Source organism: Legionella jamestowniensis (genome assembly GCF_001467745.1).
Lineage (GTDB): Bacteria > Pseudomonadota > Gammaproteobacteria > Legionellales > Legionellaceae > Tatlockia > Tatlockia jamestowniensis.
In genome coordinates, this window is sequence record NZ_LNYG01000013.1 from 2,110,554 (window position 1) to 2,127,150 (window position 16,597).

The window sequence follows — 16,597 nt, forward strand, 5'->3', positions numbered from 1 at the left end:
AATGTTCTACCTTAAGTATGTTGCTATATTTCGTAAAATTCGTTCTTCAGCCGGTTCTTTGTGTTCTAAAAAATGAAAAGCTGTTCCTGTAATCATTTCATAGAGCTGGATATAGCGTGAAGCAAGTTCGGTAATTAAAGACTCGGGTGCCTTAGGCAGTACTTCATCCTGATAAGGATCACAATTTTTAGAAAACCATAAACGCAAAAATTCTTTATCAATATTCTCAGGCTCTAACCCTTCGGCCATTCGTGCTTGATAACTGTCTGCTAACCAGTAGCGACTGGAGTCCGGTGTATGGATTTCATCAACGACAACAATATTACCTGAACTATCCCGCCCAAATTCATATTTGGTATCCACCAAAATTAATCCATGTTTTTCAGCGATTTCGACTCCTGCCTGATACAAGCGTAATGCCAGGGCACTGGCTTGCAGCCAGTCTTCTTCTGTCATCCAACCTTCAGCAATGATATTTTGTGGGGAAATAGGGCGATCATGAATTTTTTCTTTCGTGGTAGGTGTGAGTACCGGGTAAGGGAGTTTTTGATTTTTTTTAAGCCCTTCTGGAAAAGTCAAGCCGCAGTATTCACGACTACCTTGGTTATATTGCGTCCAAAGGGAAGTGCTGGTGCTACCAGTAATATAACCTCTAACGACAAACTCGATGGGAAAAACAGTGCATTTTTTGGCAATAATGACATTTGGATCAGGAATAGTTACCAAGTGGTTAGGAACTATTTTTGCTGTTTGTTCAAACCACCAGGCGCTTGTTAAATTTAGTACTTGCCCTTTGTAAGGAATAAGGGCGAGAGGGCGGTCAAAAGCCGTTAATCTATCGGTTGTTACGAGCATAATATGCTCGCCTAAATCATAATAATCCCTTACTTTTCCTTCTGCCCGGTGATTAATGGGCAAATTGGTTTGCTTTAAACAAAAGGGGATCGCTCTTTGAAGTTGTTGCCGAGTTACTATATTGGAAGCATTCGTGTGCATATTGGTTACCCATAATATTGGTTGAAAAGATAGTCTCCATGAGTTCGGTAGTATTACCGTCATCACTTTCAAACTGCCAAATAATGCCGTGCTTAATGTTCTTAAATGGAATGGCGTAATGTGTGTTGAGTGTTTCTAAAGTATGTTGACCGATTAAATCCTCTTTTGCGCTGACAAGATAAGAACATGCCTGCTCCCTTCCTATTTCAGATCGCAATACTTCCTTTTCCTTTCTTTCACAATATAAAACACCAGAACCTTTGATTTTATTAAAGGTTACCTCGGAGTCACATTCAATTTCCCAGTGTTTAAAGCGTTTTACTGCAACAGGCAATCCCATTTTTCTTAATGTTTTTTCTACGGTAAGCGCGTGATTGTCGGTAATAATTAATTGGGTTAAACATTCATAACGATTTGAAGGGATAGAAAATGATTGAGGGATCATTCGGCTGGAGATAGTTGCAGTGACGTAGAACTGCCCCCTTTTCCCTTCTTTGATGTAGTCATGCATAGAACGAAATAAAGGATCACCATTGGTTGTCCGCTCCGGATGGGGCATCATCGCCAAGATGTTACCCGCTTCATTAGATACCGCTGCAATATTTGCGATGGAACCATTCGGATTAATCGGAAAGTTATCAATAATTTGACCCTTATCATCACAGTATTGAAACAGGTTTAAGCCTTTTTTTATTAGCTCTTTCAGGGTTGAGTCTGGCATAACAAACCGGCCTTCGCCGTGGGCAATCGGTAATTGGATGATTTGCTGAGGGGAAAGATAACGAGTAAAGGCATTGGTTTGATGAGTATCAGACAAACGCATGTTAATCCAGGCGTTATAAAAACCCGTACCCAGAATTTTTTCGTCGAATAAACGTTTATTTTCCGTGAGGGTCAATCCTGAGGGGTGGTTAGTCAGATTAGGAACTAAGCCTGCTTCAACAAGAATTTGGGCGCCGTTACAGATTCCTAATATGGGCTTTCCTTGTGTTCCTTGTTCTTTGATTGTTTGCATCACTGGATCAAGCGCAGCAATAATACCGGCACGCGAACGATCTTCATAGGAAAACCCGCCCACTAAAATGAAGCCATCGAAATGTTGTAGTTTTTGAAGTGCTTCATTCCATAAAAATTCTACTGGCTCCATCCCTGCTCGTTTTACAGCTAAGGCGGTTTCACGTTCGCAATTTGATCCTGGAAACTGGATTAAGCCAATACGTATCATAGCAAAATTACCTTTTTATTTTCACTGGCCGTAACGCGCCCTATTTCATAAAGAGGAAAATCAGGGAAGGGTAGCAGTGCTTCTTGAATGGAAGAAAGCTCCTCAGGGGCGAAAAATAATACCAGGCCTGCCCCCATATTAAAGGTGCGATACATCTGTTCATCCTCTAAATTGCCAAGTTTACGCAGCAAATTAAAAATTGGATATTCTGGTAATTTCCCTTTTTTAATTTCTGCCGAGCAACCTTGAGGTAGGATTCGCGGGATGTTGTCTAATAAACCACCGCCGGTAATATGGGCCATGCCTTTGATAGGAATATTTTTTTCAAGAAGATTTAAAATAGGTTTGCTGTAATTGATATGAGGGAGTAATAACTCTTCCCCAATAGAGTGCGAAAGATCCTGGAATCTTGAGTTCACATGATAACCTTCGACGTCAAAAAGTAATTTACGCGCTAAGGAATACCCATTGGTGTGTAAGCCGCTCGAGGGAAAAGCGGCAACAATGTCACCCGGAACTATAGTTTGTCCCAAAATTGCTTTTTCTTTCTCAACAATGCCAGTAATGACACCGACTAAATCAAGTTCACCAGGAAAATAAATGCCTGGCATTTCTGCAATTTCCCCGCCAACTAAGGAAATATTGCTTTCACGACAAGCAACCACCATCCCTCGAATAATTTGTTCAATAGTTCCAGGTTTTAGACGGTCATTGGCGATGTAATCTAAAAGAGTAAGTGGCTTGGCACCTAACACCAGAATGTCATTCACAGTTGCGCTTACCAAATCAATGCCAATCGTGTCAAATTTTTGCATCATATTGGCGACAATCATTTTAGTTCCCACACCGTCAATACTTTGAACGAGGACAGGATGCTTATAATCGGCCATGATGGATTGCAAATCATACATGGCTCCAAAGCCACCAATGGGGGTAAGAACCTGTGGTGAAAACGTGGTTTCTACCACTTGCTTGATACGACGAACGGTTTCATTCCCTGCTTCAATATCGACCCCTGCAGCCTTGTAATCAATACTCGACATTATACTAATCTCCCTAGTAGCCCATTTTCCCAAGCAGTTTTTGCCACATGGGTCGCTAAATTTATGACACTATTGATGTTTAAAATTGGCTCGGCTGTGGTTTCTCCAATCATGGTGAAGGGAACCGAAAGGGTACTAAAAGTCTGTTTAATTTGGTTTACATTATCTGGTGAGACTTCAAGTATGAAACCGCCACTTTCAGAAAATAATTTTTTATCGTCAGCGAGTGAACCAGGAATAGATACATTAACTCCGATATGATTTTTAAAACTCATTTCTGCTAACGCTACAGCAATACCTCCTTCGGAAATATCATGTGCTGAAAGTACCAGGTTTTGCTGGATGGCCATATGGACGGCCGTAATTTCTCTACTAAAAGTGGTTAAATCAGGTCGCGGTAATTGGCCACCTAATTCGTTATGAAGCTGGTAGTAGACACTACCCCCACACTCATCTTTTCGCTCCCCAAGTAGCAACAATACCGAATGTGGTTTTTTAAAATCGTAGGTAATGGCTTTGGAGAAATCGGGCATCGCTCCCAAACAGCTAATAATGGGGCTTGGAGGTATCGAGCCTTCAGAGGACTCATTATACAGGGATACATTTCCTGAAATAATGGGCAGTGTGGTATTACTATCTTGCAACATTTTTACTGCTTTGCAAGCATCTACAATGCCTTCAATGGCATCAATAAACTCTGCCATGCGAACAGGATTTTCAGGATTTCCAAAGCAAAGGCAATCGGTTAGGGCCACGGGCCACGCTCCTGTGGCGACAACATTGCGAACTGCCTCCAAAACAGCATTCACGGCTCCCCAATACGCATCAATTTTGCAATAGCGCGGATTGTGGTCAATGGATAATGCAATCGCTGTATTGCGTATTTCTTTAGGGTATTTTTCTTCATTGAACGGAGTGAGGAGGCCTGCGTCAGCCCAACCGGGTTCTATAAGGCTCCGACCTTGTACCTGTTTGTCATAAGTTTCATAAATAGGTGCCCGGGAAGCGATGTTTTCATGAGCCAATAGTGTCAGTAAAATTTGATTAAAATCGTTAATAAAAAAAGGAGCAGGAGGTTCCATGTTGATTTGTTTTTGACGGTATGAGGGGCGTTCATAAATAATCCCTTGGGTAATATCCTTGGCACGGGCTAAAACAATTTGCTTCCCATGGAAATTGACTACATATTGACCATCCGATCGTAATTGGCCGATAACTGTCGCTCCTGCACCTTCACAAATCTCAGGCAGGGCAAAGCGTTGGTTATAATGGTTTAAAACAGCATCAACGAGGTTTTCTGGAACTATCCACATGAAGCGCTCTTGAGTTTCGGAACAAAGAATTACTGCTGGGGGAAGGTTGGGCATACTGGTAGGGACTAACTCTAAATCAATCTCAGCGCCGTATCCTCCTGCCTCTGCCAATTCGACGCTGGCACATGCAATTCCGCCAGCCCCTAAATCCTTAAAGCCTACTTTATCGATTAAATGTCGTTCACGTAAAAACTCAAAAAAAGCATAATTGGCTTTAAGTAAATGCCGCTGTAAAAAAGCATTGGGTTCCTGAACGGCCCCTTTATTCATTTCCTGCTCATTTTCGCCTAAGTCTGAAGAGGCAAATGCTGCACCACCAAAACCACTGTTGTCTGTAGGTTTGCCAATTAAAATAAATTTGTAATTTGTAGCATTGGGAGGAGCATAAGAATGGATAATGTGGTCTTCGCGAAGTATGCCAAGCGTTACCACAGTTACCAGGCAATTTTCATTGTAAGCTTCATCATAATAAGTATCGCCTGCAAGATTGGGAATGCCTAAAGGATTGGCATAGCCGCCTATACCCCTCACAACTCCTTCATGAAGCCATTTGGTTTTGGCGAGTTTAATATCCCCAAAACGTAAGGAGTCAGCTACGGCAATGACTTCAGCACCCATGCAACAGACGTCGCGCACATTACCGCCAACGCCAGTGGCTGCACCTTCATAAGGGACGAGTTGCGAAGGGTGGTTGTGGGATTCATGACTAACAACAATACCGTAACGATTTCCCTGATTGTCAGTGGCCACAGCAACAATTCCAGCATCTTCTTTTGGCCCCAGAATAACGTGTGGTGCTTGGGTATTAAAACGTGCGAGATGTTTGCGACTACTTTTGTAAGAACAGTGCTCGGAACCCTGTATGGACCATAGGACACATTCGGCATAAGTAGGGGGGCGTTTTAACAGATTGTTTTGAATGGTCAGGGCTTCATTAGGGGTTAAACGGATTGAGTAGGTTTCAAGCAGGCGGGAAATCTCTTCTGAGGATAGTTGAGAGAAATCCAGAAAGTCGGGCGTTTCGTGCATAGAGGACTAACCTTCAAGCTAAAACGAAAGACATAACATAGCGATCTTTTGGATTAAAAGCAACGGAAATTTATAGGGACTTTAAATCCCAATGGTTTTAGTTTTTTATCTTTGCGGTTACAGCAAGTTAGTTTTAATACTTAATTCTTTTATGTTGTCCATGGCTAGGGGTTTAACTTGACGTTTGGAAATAGCTAAGTAAGCAAATGGAACAACATATAAGGAGAATAACGTTCCTACCAGCATGCCACCAATAATAACCAAGCCTAACTGTTGTCGACTTTCACTACCCGCACCGGTTGCTATGGCCAAGGGAAATGCCCCAAGAATCATTGCCAAGGTGGTCATAAGAATTGGTCTCAAACGAATACGGGCGCTTTCAAGAACCGCTGCAATACGTTCTTTGCCCGCATTAATTTGTTGATTTGCAAATTCGGTAATCATAATTCCATGTTTGGTCACAAGGCCTATGAGTGTAAGCATGCCGATACTACTGTATAAGGATAAGCTTTGATGAAATAAAAACAGTGTAAGTACTGCCCCCACCAAACTTAGAGGAACACTTAAAAGAACGATTAGTGGGTCAATAAAACTTTCAAATTGCGCTGCAAGAACCAAGTATATAAAAAGTAGTGCAAGTAAAAAGGCATAAAGACTGCTACCTGCGGATTCTAAATAATCTTTTACGGTACCGGTAAAACGATACTGGATATCATCAGGAAGTTTTTCGCGCAGTATTTTTTTTACATCTTTCACTACTTTATCCATGTGTGCTTCTGGTGCGAGCTCAGCGCTGATAATAGCACTGCGCATCCGGTTTAAGTGTGGCAAACTGTCTGGACCGATGTTATTGGTTATGTTGATTAAAGTTGATAAAGGAATCATCCTTCCTCGACCGCTTTGTACATACAGTTTATTAAGTACGGCTATATCTCGGCGTTCAGCCTGTTGTACTTGCAGAATAACTTTATAAGCCTGTCCTTCATAGGTGAAATTGACAGGGTTGCTACCGCCTAACATAGTAGACAAGAGCTCAGCGACGTCCGCTAGATTCACATCCAGGTCTGCTGCCAGTTGGCGATCAATTTCAATGTCAATTTGCTCACTGTCAAGGGCTAAGGTATTTCTTATGTGTCTTAAGCCTGGATAATCATCCAGCAGTTTAACAAGGTCACTGCTTATCTCATTAAGTCTCAAATAAGAGGTATTCCCTAAAAGGGCTACACTGAATTGGCTGTTTCCTGCTCGCTGGCCTAGAGGGTTTGGGCTTACCGGAAATACATTGACGCCGGTAATTTTTTGCATATTCTCACTCAGCTCGTTACTAATCTCTTTTTGGCTACGATCGCGATCGCCCCAAGACGCTAACTTCAATAAAGTAAATGCCGAGGTGGGTCTGACTGAACTGAGGTAGGTCGTTTTTTCAGGAATTTTTTCATAAATAGCTTCTAATTCACGCGTGTAGTGATCGGTATAATGAGTACTTGCATTGGTAGGGGAAGCAAGGGAACCAATAATGTAACCTTGATCTTCTCCTGGAGCTAATTCAGCACCGAGTTGTCCGTAACACAAAAAACCAATCAGGCAGCAACTGAGTAAACCGAAACTTAAAATGAAGGGATGTTTTAACATCCAGTGTAGGCTCTGAACATAACGAGAACTAAGTTCATTAAATTTCAAATTTAGCCAATGACTATAGCGTCCTTCTTTAGAAGTTAATAATTTTGAGCACATCATCGGGGAGAGACTCAAGGCGATAAGTCCAGAAATCAGCACACTGACTGCCAAGGTAATTCCGAATTGTAAAAAAAGCTTTCCGGTAAAGCCTGTAACAAATCCCATAGGGGCATAAACTGCAGCCAAGGTAATGGTCATCGCTAAAATGACAAAAACAATTTCTTTACTTCCCTTGATAGCTGCTGCCTTGGCATTTAAGCCATTTTGCATATGGCGATGACAATTTTCCAAAACGACAATGGCATCATCGACGACCAAACCAATCGCCAATACCATCGCTAATAAAGTGATTATATTAAGCTCAAATCCTAGTAAGTACATTGGCCAAAAAGCACTGATAAGACAAATAGGGATGGTAATGATGGGGATGGTAGCAGCGCGTAAATTTCCTATAAACATGAAAACGACGAGTGCTACAAATAAAACCGCTTCAAGAAATGTCTTATAAACTTCGCGAATAGAATGTTTAATAAATAATGTCGAATCAAAAACTACTTGAATTTTAAAATGAGGTGGTAAAGATTGTTGCAAAGAAGCAATGGTCTTTTTTACCCTGGCTGCGACATCGACAGGATTTGCTGTAGATTGGGCAAGTATGGCAAGCCCCACCGCCGGTTTTCCATTGATGCGTAATAAATTATCTTCGTTCTCACTTCCAACCGTTATGGTGGCTACATCGCCTAAATGAATTTGTTGTTTGTTAGATTGAGCAACGATTAATTGGGCAAAATGTTTGGCATCTTGCAAGCGGGCATGGGTCACCACGGTGTAATAGCGATTGCTGCTTTTTATTTGGCCACTTGGGACATCAATATTTTGTTGAGTGAGCGCTTTCTTTATTTGGGCTACTGTTACTTGATAGGCTGCCATTTTGACAGGGTCTAAGGCAATTTTAACGGCGTAATCGCGGCTGCCGTGGTAGACGACTTCGCCAACGCCTTTGACTTCTTGTAAAACGGGTTTAATAAAGCGGTTTACGTAGTCAGTAATTTCTAATGGGGACTTGGTATCGTCATGGAATCCTAACATTAATACTGGACTTGCTTCCGCGTCGTTTTTACTGACAGTTGGTGGGCGACTTTCCTTGGGCAGTTTTGTTTGTAATGCCGATAATTTGTTGCGTATATCATTAATTGCTTCATTAATGTCTACCCCAAGTTGAAAATCAATGTTAATGCGACTCTTACCTAACATACTTGTAGAGCGCAATGTATCAATGCCAGAAATGCCTGATAATGTATTTTCTATTGGAATGGTAATTTCTTTTTCGACAAGCTCAGGACTTGCCCCTTCATACTCGGTAGCAATGTGGATAACAGGCTTATCGATGTTGGGTAAATGTCTGATTACTAATTTTTGATAATGCAAGAGTCCTGTAATTACCAGTAACAGCGATAAAACAATCGTAAAGACAGGGCGTTTAATACAAAGTTCTGAAAAAATCACAATTGGTTTCTACCCTTGATGAATATCAATAACATGGCTGCCTTCCCTTAGTTTGTGTTGACCGCGAACAATCACAATATCATCAACACTCAAACCACTGTTAATTTCTGTCATCGCTCCATGGTGTGCCCCTGTTTTAACCCGTACAGCCACGGCTTTATCATTACGCAAAACAAAAATCTTTTGACCGCTGATGGTGGGTATTAAACTTTCCTCAGGCACTAAAAGACGTTTTCTTTTATTATCAAATTCATGGTTAACGCGAACAAATAAACCTGCGGACAGTAAATTGTTAGAGTTATCAATGAGTGCTTCAATGGCGATAGTTCTGGTTTCTTTGTCAATAGCGGGATCGATATAATTGACATACCCTTTATATATTTGGTTAGGATAGGCATCTGATACTATAGTAACCTGTTGTCCAACTTGTACACTGGGTAAATAGCGTTCTGGTAACGTATATTCGACACGTAATTTTTGGTTGGCTACAAGTCGCACCAGTGGTTGGCCAACTCTTACATACTGACCAATACTTACCTGCCTTGAACCGAGAGTGCCCGTAAAAGGAGCCCTCAAACTCAGCTTTTCAAGCTGGGCTTTTTTAGCTTTTACTGTGTTTTGTTTTTCTTGCAAATCGGCCAATGCTTGATCCAGTGCTTGCTCTGAGGCGAGTTTTCGTTTAGTAAGCTCACGGGTACGCTCATAGCTGGTTTCACTTAACGCCAAATTGGCGTTAGCGCTGGCTAACTCGCTTTTTAAAACCGTGGCATCGAGCTGAATAAGTAAAGTCCCTTTTTTAACAAGGGTTCCAGGTTTAAAATAAATGGCAGCAATTTGGCCTGACAATTCCGAACTAATATCAATATTATCGGTACTTGCAAGGCTTCCTATGGTTTCGAATTGGTCGGCCAGAGTTTTCTCGATTACAACTGCGGTTTCTACTGGAACAGGTTTGGGTTCAGTGACCCTTCCATGCAATTGATGGCTAGGGGTAGAAAAGGTATAACCCAGCAAAAACACCGCCATGGGGGGCAGTAGAAAAAAAAATATACGATAGTTCATGGAAGTGAATGTCAGAATTTAAGAAATAAAATTATAATGGAGTTTGCAGAAGGATTCAAAAAAAGACTTAAAATTATTCAAATAGATGTGATTATTTACTATATAGTTAAATAGATAATATAAAATAGATACAAGGATAAAAATTGCACCAATTGAAATCAGGTATTTTTTTCATACTATTAGTTTTTCCTGAATTATGGGGGGCAATTGCAGCACCTCAAACATTCGGTAATATCTCTACCAATATAACGGATTCCTTTACAAGTCTTGCCAAACTAATAACAGCACTTAGCTATCTAGGTGGTTTGGCCTTTTCGATTGTTGCCATTATGAAATTTAAACAACATAAAGACAATCCAACTCAGGTAACCATTGGACAGCCACTTGGACAGGCTTGTATTGCAATAATATTACTATTTTTGCCTTCCTTTCTTGGCTATCTTGGCGGGACGATGTTTGGAAACGAAGCGCGCACCTCCGGTCCCAAAGGACAAGTTTATTGCTCAAATACCCAAGCTGTTTTCAGCGCGGACAGTTGCAATTAGTAAATTCTTTTTTTATTTTTCAGCATTTATCCATCCAGAAAGAACTTCTATGATTTTACGTGCTTGATCATCGCTGGAAATATTAAATTTTGATTTCATCCAATATTGATTATTTTTCTTTTGGTAGCGTCGTATTGAATATTTGACGGGACCAAAATCTTGTTTGGCATTGTCCCAGTCTTGATAGCGGAATAGTATGGTTGTCCATGCCCCTTTTGACAACACATGTTTGTCCAATTCTTTGACTGTTTCTACCCCATTTTCACTATAGGCAATGGTTAAATCATCGATTGTTTCACTCATGAAAAATTTCCAGACAATAAATTTAATCGATGGATTGTAATTTGCCGTTAACAAAAGTCAAGCGGAATGGTGTTTGAAATTTATCAGTTTGAAAGACCCAAATTTCAGGTTTCTGATTACTTTGAATGGGTTGATTTATAAATGTATTATTAACGATGGATGGATTGCCACAGGCGCCGTAAACCTTTCCCACAGGGTCACCTATTTGTACCATCGAGCCACCACAAATAGAAAAAGCATTACTTTGCGTACCATTAACGCGCACCGAACTGACCTTGTTATCAATAATATCCACCTCGAGTTGAGCGCCACTATTGACGCCCACGGGCAAAGACCAAACACCATAGAAGGCGGTGTGAGAACCTTGATTGTTATAAATAAGCTGGAGGACAGGAACCTTCTGCATCACTGGGGTGTCGGACTGTAGTTTGCTTAAAGGTTGACCACAGGCGGAAAGTACCTGATCAGCGGACATGCCGATGTTAATATAACCGTGATTTTGTGGGCAATACATCGACTGAATGGCAAAAATATTGGCAGAAAAGCTCATTGAGGCAATACCAAGGAATACAGTCCAATGTCTGTTCATAAGATTTGTTCCATTGGGTTTTAATATTGCTTCAAGTATAGCTCTCTAACATCAATTTTGCTTACATATTAAAAGGGAGTATTGCAGCCATAAACAAAGCAATAATTTTCAAAAATATCATTATAATAATCGGTGAAAAATCAAAACCGGAAATATTGGGAATGAGATAGCGTCCTAATTCCAATAAAGGTTCGGTGATTAATCTTATAATATCCAAAACAGGGTGCTGCCGTGTAGGATTAATCCAACTGATAATCACCCTGATAAGAATCATAAAAAATAACAGCTCACAGACTAAAGTAATTAAATCAGCAATGGTAAATAGGATTAAATAAAGCACCGGTAATAAAATATTATAAAAAAGAAGACCAAGAACCAAGAATTTGAGCAAATCAATAATCACGATGAGGCCTAGGGTTATCCAATCATAACGGTTTAAAGGTGTTTTACCTGAATATATTAAACGCTCAATAGGATGTACGATGGGATTAGTCAACTGATAAACCAATTGCCCGACGGGGTGAAGGGTACTGACCTGAAAATACCGTAGCGCAGCGCGTATAAACAATGCAAATAGTATTAAATTAAAACCTAATTTAATTAAAAAATAAGCGATAGCGATTAATCCTGACATATTACTCTCGAAAATTAACTACTTTAGAAAAAATTATTAGGTATTATAAATGTAATCTTTAGGCAATAGCCAAGTATTCTTATTTTTTACTTAGGATAAAATTAATTTTGCTTGAGATTTAAGTAAAGTTCGTTCTAGTCTTCACGTATAATGAGTTAAGAACTTAACATTTCAGCACGTTTGGCAGCAGCATCCATCGCCTCATGGATTAGCTTCTGAAAATTATGGGTTTGCAAAATCTCAAGGGCTGCTGCTGTTGTGCCGCCGGGTGATGTTACTTGTTGTCTCAAGCGACTGATATTGTTATTGTTTTCCGCCAAACCTAGTGCCCCATTGACAGTTTGTAGCGTGAATGCTCTAGCGACCTCTTCATCAAGCCCTAACTTTTTAGCAGCCTCAATCATTGCTTCCATTAAAAGGAAAACATAGGCAGGGCCGCTACCTGATAGGGCCGTAAAAGCGTTTAGGTCATTTTCATTGGTTGTCCAATGAATAAGCGCCAAATTTTCAAAAAGCTCTGTAGCCCATTGTTTGTGCTGAGAATTGCTGTTGGAATTAGCAATTAGCGGAGTGGCCCCTTTACCAATGGAAATTGCTAAATTGGGCATGCAACGAATAATAGCTTGCCCTTTTCGACAATGTTTTTCTAAAGAGTGCAATTTAACCCCCGCAGCAATTGAAATAAGTAAACTGTGGACTGGTAGGGATGGACCTATTTCCTGCAATACTATCTCAGCTTTATCCGGTTTAACGGCTAAAATAATGACTTCCGCATTGCGAATTATTTCCAGATTGGATGAAGACGTAATTATCCCTTCTTCATCCATTCCATTTGAAAGGGAAGGGGCAGCTGCCAAAATGTGATAACGTTTATTCGCTACAAGGCCTTTGGCAATGGCTTGAGCCATATTGCCAAAGCCTATAAAACTTATTTTCATAATGTTCCTTTGCTAATTCTAAATTTTATCGTTCGCCGAATAATGCTCGACCAATGCGTACAATGGTACTGCCTGCTCGAATGGCCGCTATTAAATCCTCGCTCATACCCATAGACAGTGTATCCATGCTTAAATTAAGCTTTTTGTTAAGGGTATTAAGCAAATTTTTTAATCGTAACAGGCTTTCGTATTGTTGCTGTTCCTCATGATGGAGCATGGGAATGGTCATTAAACCGCGCAACTTTAATTTAGGAAATTGACTAACCAATTCAGCAAATTCTATGGCGTGCTCACTACTTACCCCTGACTTTGTAGGTTCGTTATCAAGATTAATTTGCACACATACATTTAAAGGGGGTAGATGGTCTGGCCGATGTTTATTAAGCAAGCGAGCGATTTCTTCGCGACTTAAACTATGAACCCAATTAAAGTGTTGAGCAATGCCTTTGGTTTTATTACTTTGAATGGGCCCTATAAAATGCCAGCAAATAGCCAGAGAATAAAGAGTCTGGATTTTTTGACAAGCTTCCTGGTAGTGATTTTCCCCAAAATGCCTTAAACCCGCGTCGTATGCTTCTTGAATGGCTTCTGCTGAGTGACCTTTGCTGACGGCCAGCAACAAGATTTCTTGTGGGGAGCGCTGATAATGGTGGGCTGTTGAGTTGATTAAGTCTTTAAGATAATGCACTCGTTCAGCAATAGTGGCCATAATTAAAGCTAAGGGAAAAAGTTAAAGATAGCAAATTTATTGCAAAATTTAAACATTAATAGAGTGTAGATACTGTCTTTAAAGGCAAGTAGCCCGGATTGCTTGCAACCGGGATATCGCCAATTTAAATTATGACCTTTCAGAGTTAGGGGAGTTAAAATAGAAGTTTTCCCGGCTGCAAGCCGCCGGGCTACTTAAGCCTCTTTCTGAATCGTAATTAATTGCTTTATTCCCTCTTCGGCAAGCGACAGCATGCTGTTAAGCTGTTCGCGTGTAAAGCTTCGATCTTCGGCAGTGCCTTGAACTTCAATAAAATGGCCTTCTTCATTCATCACTACATTCATGTCTGTTTCAGCTAATACATCTTCCGCATAATCAAGGTCGAGTACAGGTTGGCCACGATAAATGCCTACAGAAACCGCTGCAATATAATTAAAGTTTGGCATTTTACGAATTTTTTCGCGTCCCACCATCCATACTACAGCATCTTTTAAAGCCACACAGGCACCAGTAATTGCTGCAGTGCGTGTGCCTCCATCTGCTTGTATCACATCACAGTCCAAAGTAATGGTATTTTCGCCGAAAAGTTTTAAATCAACACAAGTACGAAGAGAACGGCCAATCAGGCGTTGGATTTCTAATGTTCTACCGCCTTGCTTGCCCTTGCTGGCTTCACGTTCAGTGCGACTATGGGTTGCGCGGGGTAACATGCCATATTCTGCAGTAATCCAACCCTGATTTTTACCTTTCAAAAATCTTGGTACCCCGTCCACAACAGACGCATTACACAGAACACGTGTCTGTCCAAATTCAACGAGTACGGAGCCCTCGGCATGCTGCGTGTAGTTGCGGGTTATCTTAATAGGACGTAATTGATTGGGTTCACGATTACTAGGGCGCATGATAAATCCTCGATAAAATCAGTAAGTATAAACGTTTCATCGGTACTATGCACCCTGCCCATTAACTTAACAAGCCTCGGGGCAGAAGATTAAGAAAAGAAGTTTTGCATTTGTACAAATTTGGTATATAGTCGCGCCCACGTTTTAGATGAATTAGTATAGTTATGACTCACAGTATGACCGCTTTTGCCAGGGTGCAACGTCAACTTGATGTTGGCGTTTTCTGCTGGGAAATTAAATCTGTAAACCATCGTTATCTCGATGTAACATTTCGTCTGCCTGACTCGTTTCGTTTTTTAGAAACTTCGTTACGTGCTTTGGTGCGAGATAAAGTGAATCGTGGTAAAGTGGAATGCCAATTGAAATTTCAAGCCACTGTGAGTTGTGATCAATCTGTACTCATTAATGAAAAGTTGGTTAATGAATTGCTTGGGATTGGAGACAAGTTAGCAACCAGCAAGTTTCTTGCCAATGACATATCAGTTAGTACAATTTTGACATGGCCTGGTGTTATTGATGTGACACAACCCGATGCTGAAGTATTGGCACAACAAGCAAAGCAATTGTTTGAAGAGACACTGACACAATTACTCATGGCTAGAAAAGAAGAAGGGCTTGCTTTGAAAAAGCAGATAGTAACCCGACTTGAAAAATTGGATAACGAAATAAAAACGAGTATGCACTTGGTCGCAAATACAGCAGAGCAAGCACGTGATAAATTATTAACGCGACTCAATACTGTGCAACTCGCTATCGACAGTACACGGATTGAGCAGGAAATTGCTTTATTAATAGCACGTGCTGATGTGAGTGAAGAATTGGCAAGGTTGCAGATTCACGTTAAAGAAGTTGCTAAAATACTGGAAAATACAGAAGCTTCAGGACGACGCCTTGATTTTTTAATGCAAGAATTAAATCGGGAAGCCAACACGCTAAGTTCAAAATCGGACTCGATTGCTTTAACTCAAAGTGCAGTGGAAATGAAGGTTTTAATTGAGCAAATGCGTGAACAAATTCAAAACATAGAGTAATGATATTATGGCTGTTACTAAAACGGGTAATCTTATTATAGTGGCCGCACCTTCAGGAGGGGGCAAAACCAGTTTGGTTAAAAAGCTGGCTGCCAGTGTGGAAAATATTGCCATTTCTATTTCTCATACAACGCGTGATAAGCGTCCAGGGGAGCTAGATGGTGTGGATTATTTTTTTACTGATGAACAGCAATTTTTAAAAATGATTAGTGAACATGCCTTTGTTGAGTATGCCCGTGTTTTTAATCACTACTATGGTACTTCCGTCGCCCAAATTAAAACGCGACTAGAATCAGGCCTTGATGTACTTTTAGACATTGATTGGCAGGGAGCCCAACAAATTCGCCGTCTTTTTCCTGAAGCGATTTCAGTGTTCATCATTCCTCCGTCATTGGATATCCTGAAACAACGCCTGCAAGGTCGACGCCAGGATAATGAAGAGATTATCAAAGAGCGCATGAAACGTGCACAGAATGAGCTTAGTCACTATTCCGAATTTGACTATCTTATAGTCAATGATGATTTTGAAAAAGCATCCTCAGAATTGCAGGCCATCGTGATTGCAAATCGTTTGAAAATGGGGCGACAAGCGCAACATCAAAGAAAATTACTTTCTTTCCTGTTATCATCGCAGTAAAATAGACTATTTTTTGGGCCTTTTGTTAACGATCAGTAGCAAGACTTTGATTTTCTAGCTTTATTATCAATCTATTAGCTATATTATATAAAAAGAATAGATGGAAAAAAGAAGTTATTGGTGAAATTAACAAGGCCCTTAACTATTGGCATACAATGTTTGAGTTTCTGGAGGGTAAATGTAATGGCACGTGTAACCGTAGAAGATTGTCTGGAACATGTAGCAAATCGTTTTGAACTGGTAATGGTAGCAACGAAACGTGCTCGAGAAATCGCTGTACGCGGAGAGCAACCTCTGGTTGAATGGGAAAATGACAAACCGACAGTGGTAGCATTGCGTGAAATCGCAGAAGGCTTGATTAAGCCAGATATTTTGGATAAAGATTAATTGAGTTTTTTTTATCTCTATGGTTTGAACTCCCGGATTGTTCAGGATTTGCTGATATCTTTTGCTGTTGA

At 40.5% G+C, this 16,597-nt stretch carries 16 protein-coding genes; 4 read left to right on the forward strand and 12 right to left on the reverse strand.

Annotated elements, in window-relative coordinates; all coding sequences use genetic code 11:
• Positions 1 to 6: 6 nt before the first annotated feature.
• The 6 genes from Ljam_RS13760 to Ljam_RS13785 form a co-directional block, all read right to left on the reverse strand.
• Complete coding sequence (locus tag Ljam_RS13760) at positions 7 to 996, reverse strand: phosphoribosylaminoimidazolesuccinocarboxamide synthase (protein WP_058450562.1); 990 nt, start codon at positions 994 to 996, stop codon at positions 7 to 9.
• Positions 908 to 2,221 carry a phosphoribosylformylglycinamidine synthase I gene (purQ, locus tag Ljam_RS13765; RefSeq protein ID WP_058450563.1) on the reverse strand — a complete coding sequence of 438 codons (1,314 nt, stop codon included), beginning with the start codon at positions 2,219 to 2,221 and terminating at the stop codon, positions 908 to 910. The genes Ljam_RS13760 and purQ overlap by 89 nt, the downstream gene beginning before the upstream one ends.
• Complete coding sequence (gene purM, locus Ljam_RS13770; RefSeq protein ID WP_058450564.1) at positions 2,218 to 3,264, reverse strand: phosphoribosylformylglycinamidine cyclo-ligase; 1,047 nt, start codon at positions 3,262 to 3,264, stop codon at positions 2,218 to 2,220. Before purM ends, purQ begins: the two co-directional genes overlap by 4 nt.
• Positions 3,264 to 5,606, reverse strand: a complete 2,343-nt coding sequence (purL, locus tag Ljam_RS13775; protein WP_058450565.1) for a phosphoribosylformylglycinamidine synthase subunit PurL — start codon at positions 5,604 to 5,606, stop codon at positions 3,264 to 3,266. The genes purM and purL overlap by 1 nt, the downstream gene beginning before the upstream one ends.
• A gap of 117 nt (positions 5,607 to 5,723) precedes the next feature.
• Complete coding sequence (locus Ljam_RS13780; RefSeq protein ID WP_058450566.1) at positions 5,724 to 8,789, reverse strand: efflux RND transporter permease subunit; 3,066 nt, start codon at positions 8,787 to 8,789, stop codon at positions 5,724 to 5,726.
• A gap of 9 nt (positions 8,790 to 8,798) precedes the next feature.
• On the reverse strand, positions 8,799 to 9,851 hold the full coding sequence (locus Ljam_RS13785; protein WP_082651630.1) for an efflux RND transporter periplasmic adaptor subunit: 1,053 nt from the start codon (positions 9,849 to 9,851) through the stop codon (positions 8,799 to 8,801).
• A 152-nt stretch (positions 9,852 to 10,003) separates the two neighbouring features.
• On the opposite strand from Ljam_RS13785, the gene Ljam_RS13790 reads away from it, so the two are divergent.
• Complete coding sequence (locus tag Ljam_RS13790; protein ID WP_420795621.1) at positions 10,004 to 10,396, forward strand: type IV secretion protein IcmD; 393 nt, start codon at positions 10,004 to 10,006, stop codon at positions 10,394 to 10,396.
• 12 nt (positions 10,397 to 10,408) lie between these two features.
• Here the strand turns inward: Ljam_RS13790 and Ljam_RS13795 are convergent, their stop codons facing one another.
• The 6 genes from Ljam_RS13795 to rph form a co-directional block, all read right to left on the reverse strand.
• Complete coding sequence (locus Ljam_RS13795; protein WP_058450569.1) at positions 10,409 to 10,699, reverse strand: hypothetical protein; 291 nt, start codon at positions 10,697 to 10,699, stop codon at positions 10,409 to 10,411.
• A 22-nt stretch (positions 10,700 to 10,721) separates the two neighbouring features.
• Positions 10,722 to 11,288, reverse strand: coding sequence for a DUF2845 domain-containing protein (locus Ljam_RS13800; RefSeq protein ID WP_058450570.1), 567 nt, complete (start codon positions 11,286 to 11,288; stop codon positions 10,722 to 10,724).
• Positions 11,289 to 11,349: 61 nt separating this feature from the next.
• Positions 11,350 to 11,922 (reverse strand): YggT family protein, encoded by a 573-nt coding sequence (locus tag Ljam_RS13805; RefSeq protein ID WP_058450571.1) that lies wholly within the window; start codon positions 11,920 to 11,922, stop codon positions 11,350 to 11,352.
• A 155-nt stretch (positions 11,923 to 12,077) separates the two neighbouring features.
• The gene (gene proC, locus Ljam_RS13810; protein ID WP_058450572.1) at positions 12,078 to 12,860 is read right to left on the reverse strand and encodes a pyrroline-5-carboxylate reductase; all 783 of its coding nucleotides are present in this window, start codon (positions 12,858 to 12,860) and stop codon (positions 12,078 to 12,080) included.
• 25 nt (positions 12,861 to 12,885) lie between these two features.
• Entirely contained in the window at positions 12,886 to 13,569 is a 684-nt protein-coding gene (locus Ljam_RS13815; RefSeq protein ID WP_058450573.1) for a YggS family pyridoxal phosphate-dependent enzyme, read from the reverse strand.
• Positions 13,570 to 13,763: 194 nt separating this feature from the next.
• A complete protein-coding gene (rph, locus tag Ljam_RS13820) occupies positions 13,764 to 14,471 on the reverse strand; it encodes a ribonuclease PH (protein ID WP_058450574.1) in 708 nt (235 codons plus the stop codon).
• 164 nt (positions 14,472 to 14,635) lie between these two features.
• Here rph and Ljam_RS13825 point away from each other — a divergent pair, with 164 nt between their 5' ends.
• The 3 genes from Ljam_RS13825 to rpoZ all read left to right on the forward strand — a co-directional run bounded on the left by Ljam_RS13825 (position 14,636) and on the right by rpoZ (position 16,526).
• The gene (locus tag Ljam_RS13825) at positions 14,636 to 15,502 is read left to right on the forward strand and encodes a YicC/YloC family endoribonuclease (protein WP_058450575.1); all 867 of its coding nucleotides are present in this window, start codon (positions 14,636 to 14,638) and stop codon (positions 15,500 to 15,502) included.
• 7 nt (positions 15,503 to 15,509) lie between these two features.
• Positions 15,510 to 16,139 (forward strand): guanylate kinase, encoded by a 630-nt coding sequence (gene gmk / locus Ljam_RS13830; protein ID WP_058450576.1) that lies wholly within the window; start codon positions 15,510 to 15,512, stop codon positions 16,137 to 16,139.
• A 183-nt stretch (positions 16,140 to 16,322) separates the two neighbouring features.
• Positions 16,323 to 16,526, forward strand: a complete 204-nt coding sequence (gene rpoZ / locus Ljam_RS13835; protein WP_058450577.1) for a DNA-directed RNA polymerase subunit omega — start codon at positions 16,323 to 16,325, stop codon at positions 16,524 to 16,526.
• The last annotated feature ends 71 nt before the right edge of the window (positions 16,527 to 16,597 follow it).

What these genes read in the sequence shown, in the direction of transcription:
- Ljam_RS13760 (WP_058450562.1), bottom strand. Translation starts at nt 996, where the DNA reads ATGCACACGAATGCTTCCAATATAGTAACTCGGCAACAACTTCAAAGA.
- purQ (WP_058450563.1), bottom strand. Translation starts at nt 2,221, where the DNA reads ATGATACGTATTGGCTTAATCCAGTTTCCAGGATCAAATTGCGAACGT.
- purM (WP_058450564.1), bottom strand. Translation starts at nt 3,264, where the DNA reads ATGTCGAGTATTGATTACAAGGCTGCAGGGGTCGATATTGAAGCAGGG.
- purL (WP_058450565.1), bottom strand. Translation starts at nt 5,606, where the DNA reads ATGCACGAAACGCCCGACTTTCTGGATTTCTCTCAACTATCCTCAGAA.
- Ljam_RS13785 (WP_082651630.1), bottom strand. Translation starts at nt 9,851, where the DNA reads ATGAACTATCGTATATTTTTTTTTCTACTGCCCCCCATGGCGGTGTTT.
- Ljam_RS13795 (WP_058450569.1), bottom strand. Translation starts at nt 10,699, where the DNA reads ATGAGTGAAACAATCGATGATTTAACCATTGCCTATAGTGAAAATGGG.
- Ljam_RS13800 (WP_058450570.1), bottom strand. Translation starts at nt 11,288, where the DNA reads ATGAACAGACATTGGACTGTATTCCTTGGTATTGCCTCAATGAGCTTT.
- Ljam_RS13805 (WP_058450571.1), bottom strand. Translation starts at nt 11,922, where the DNA reads ATGTCAGGATTAATCGCTATCGCTTATTTTTTAATTAAATTAGGTTTT.
- proC (WP_058450572.1), bottom strand. Translation starts at nt 12,860, where the DNA reads ATGAAAATAAGTTTTATAGGCTTTGGCAATATGGCTCAAGCCATTGCC.
- Ljam_RS13815 (WP_058450573.1), bottom strand. Translation starts at nt 13,569, where the DNA reads ATGGCCACTATTGCTGAACGAGTGCATTATCTTAAAGACTTAATCAAC.
- rph (WP_058450574.1), bottom strand. Translation starts at nt 14,471, where the DNA reads ATGCGCCCTAGTAATCGTGAACCCAATCAATTACGTCCTATTAAGATA.
- Ljam_RS13825 (WP_058450575.1), top strand. Translation starts at nt 14,636, where the DNA reads ATGACTCACAGTATGACCGCTTTTGCCAGGGTGCAACGTCAACTTGAT.
- gmk (WP_058450576.1), top strand. Translation starts at nt 15,510, where the DNA reads ATGGCTGTTACTAAAACGGGTAATCTTATTATAGTGGCCGCACCTTCA.
- rpoZ (WP_058450577.1), top strand. Translation starts at nt 16,323, where the DNA reads ATGGCACGTGTAACCGTAGAAGATTGTCTGGAACATGTAGCAAATCGT.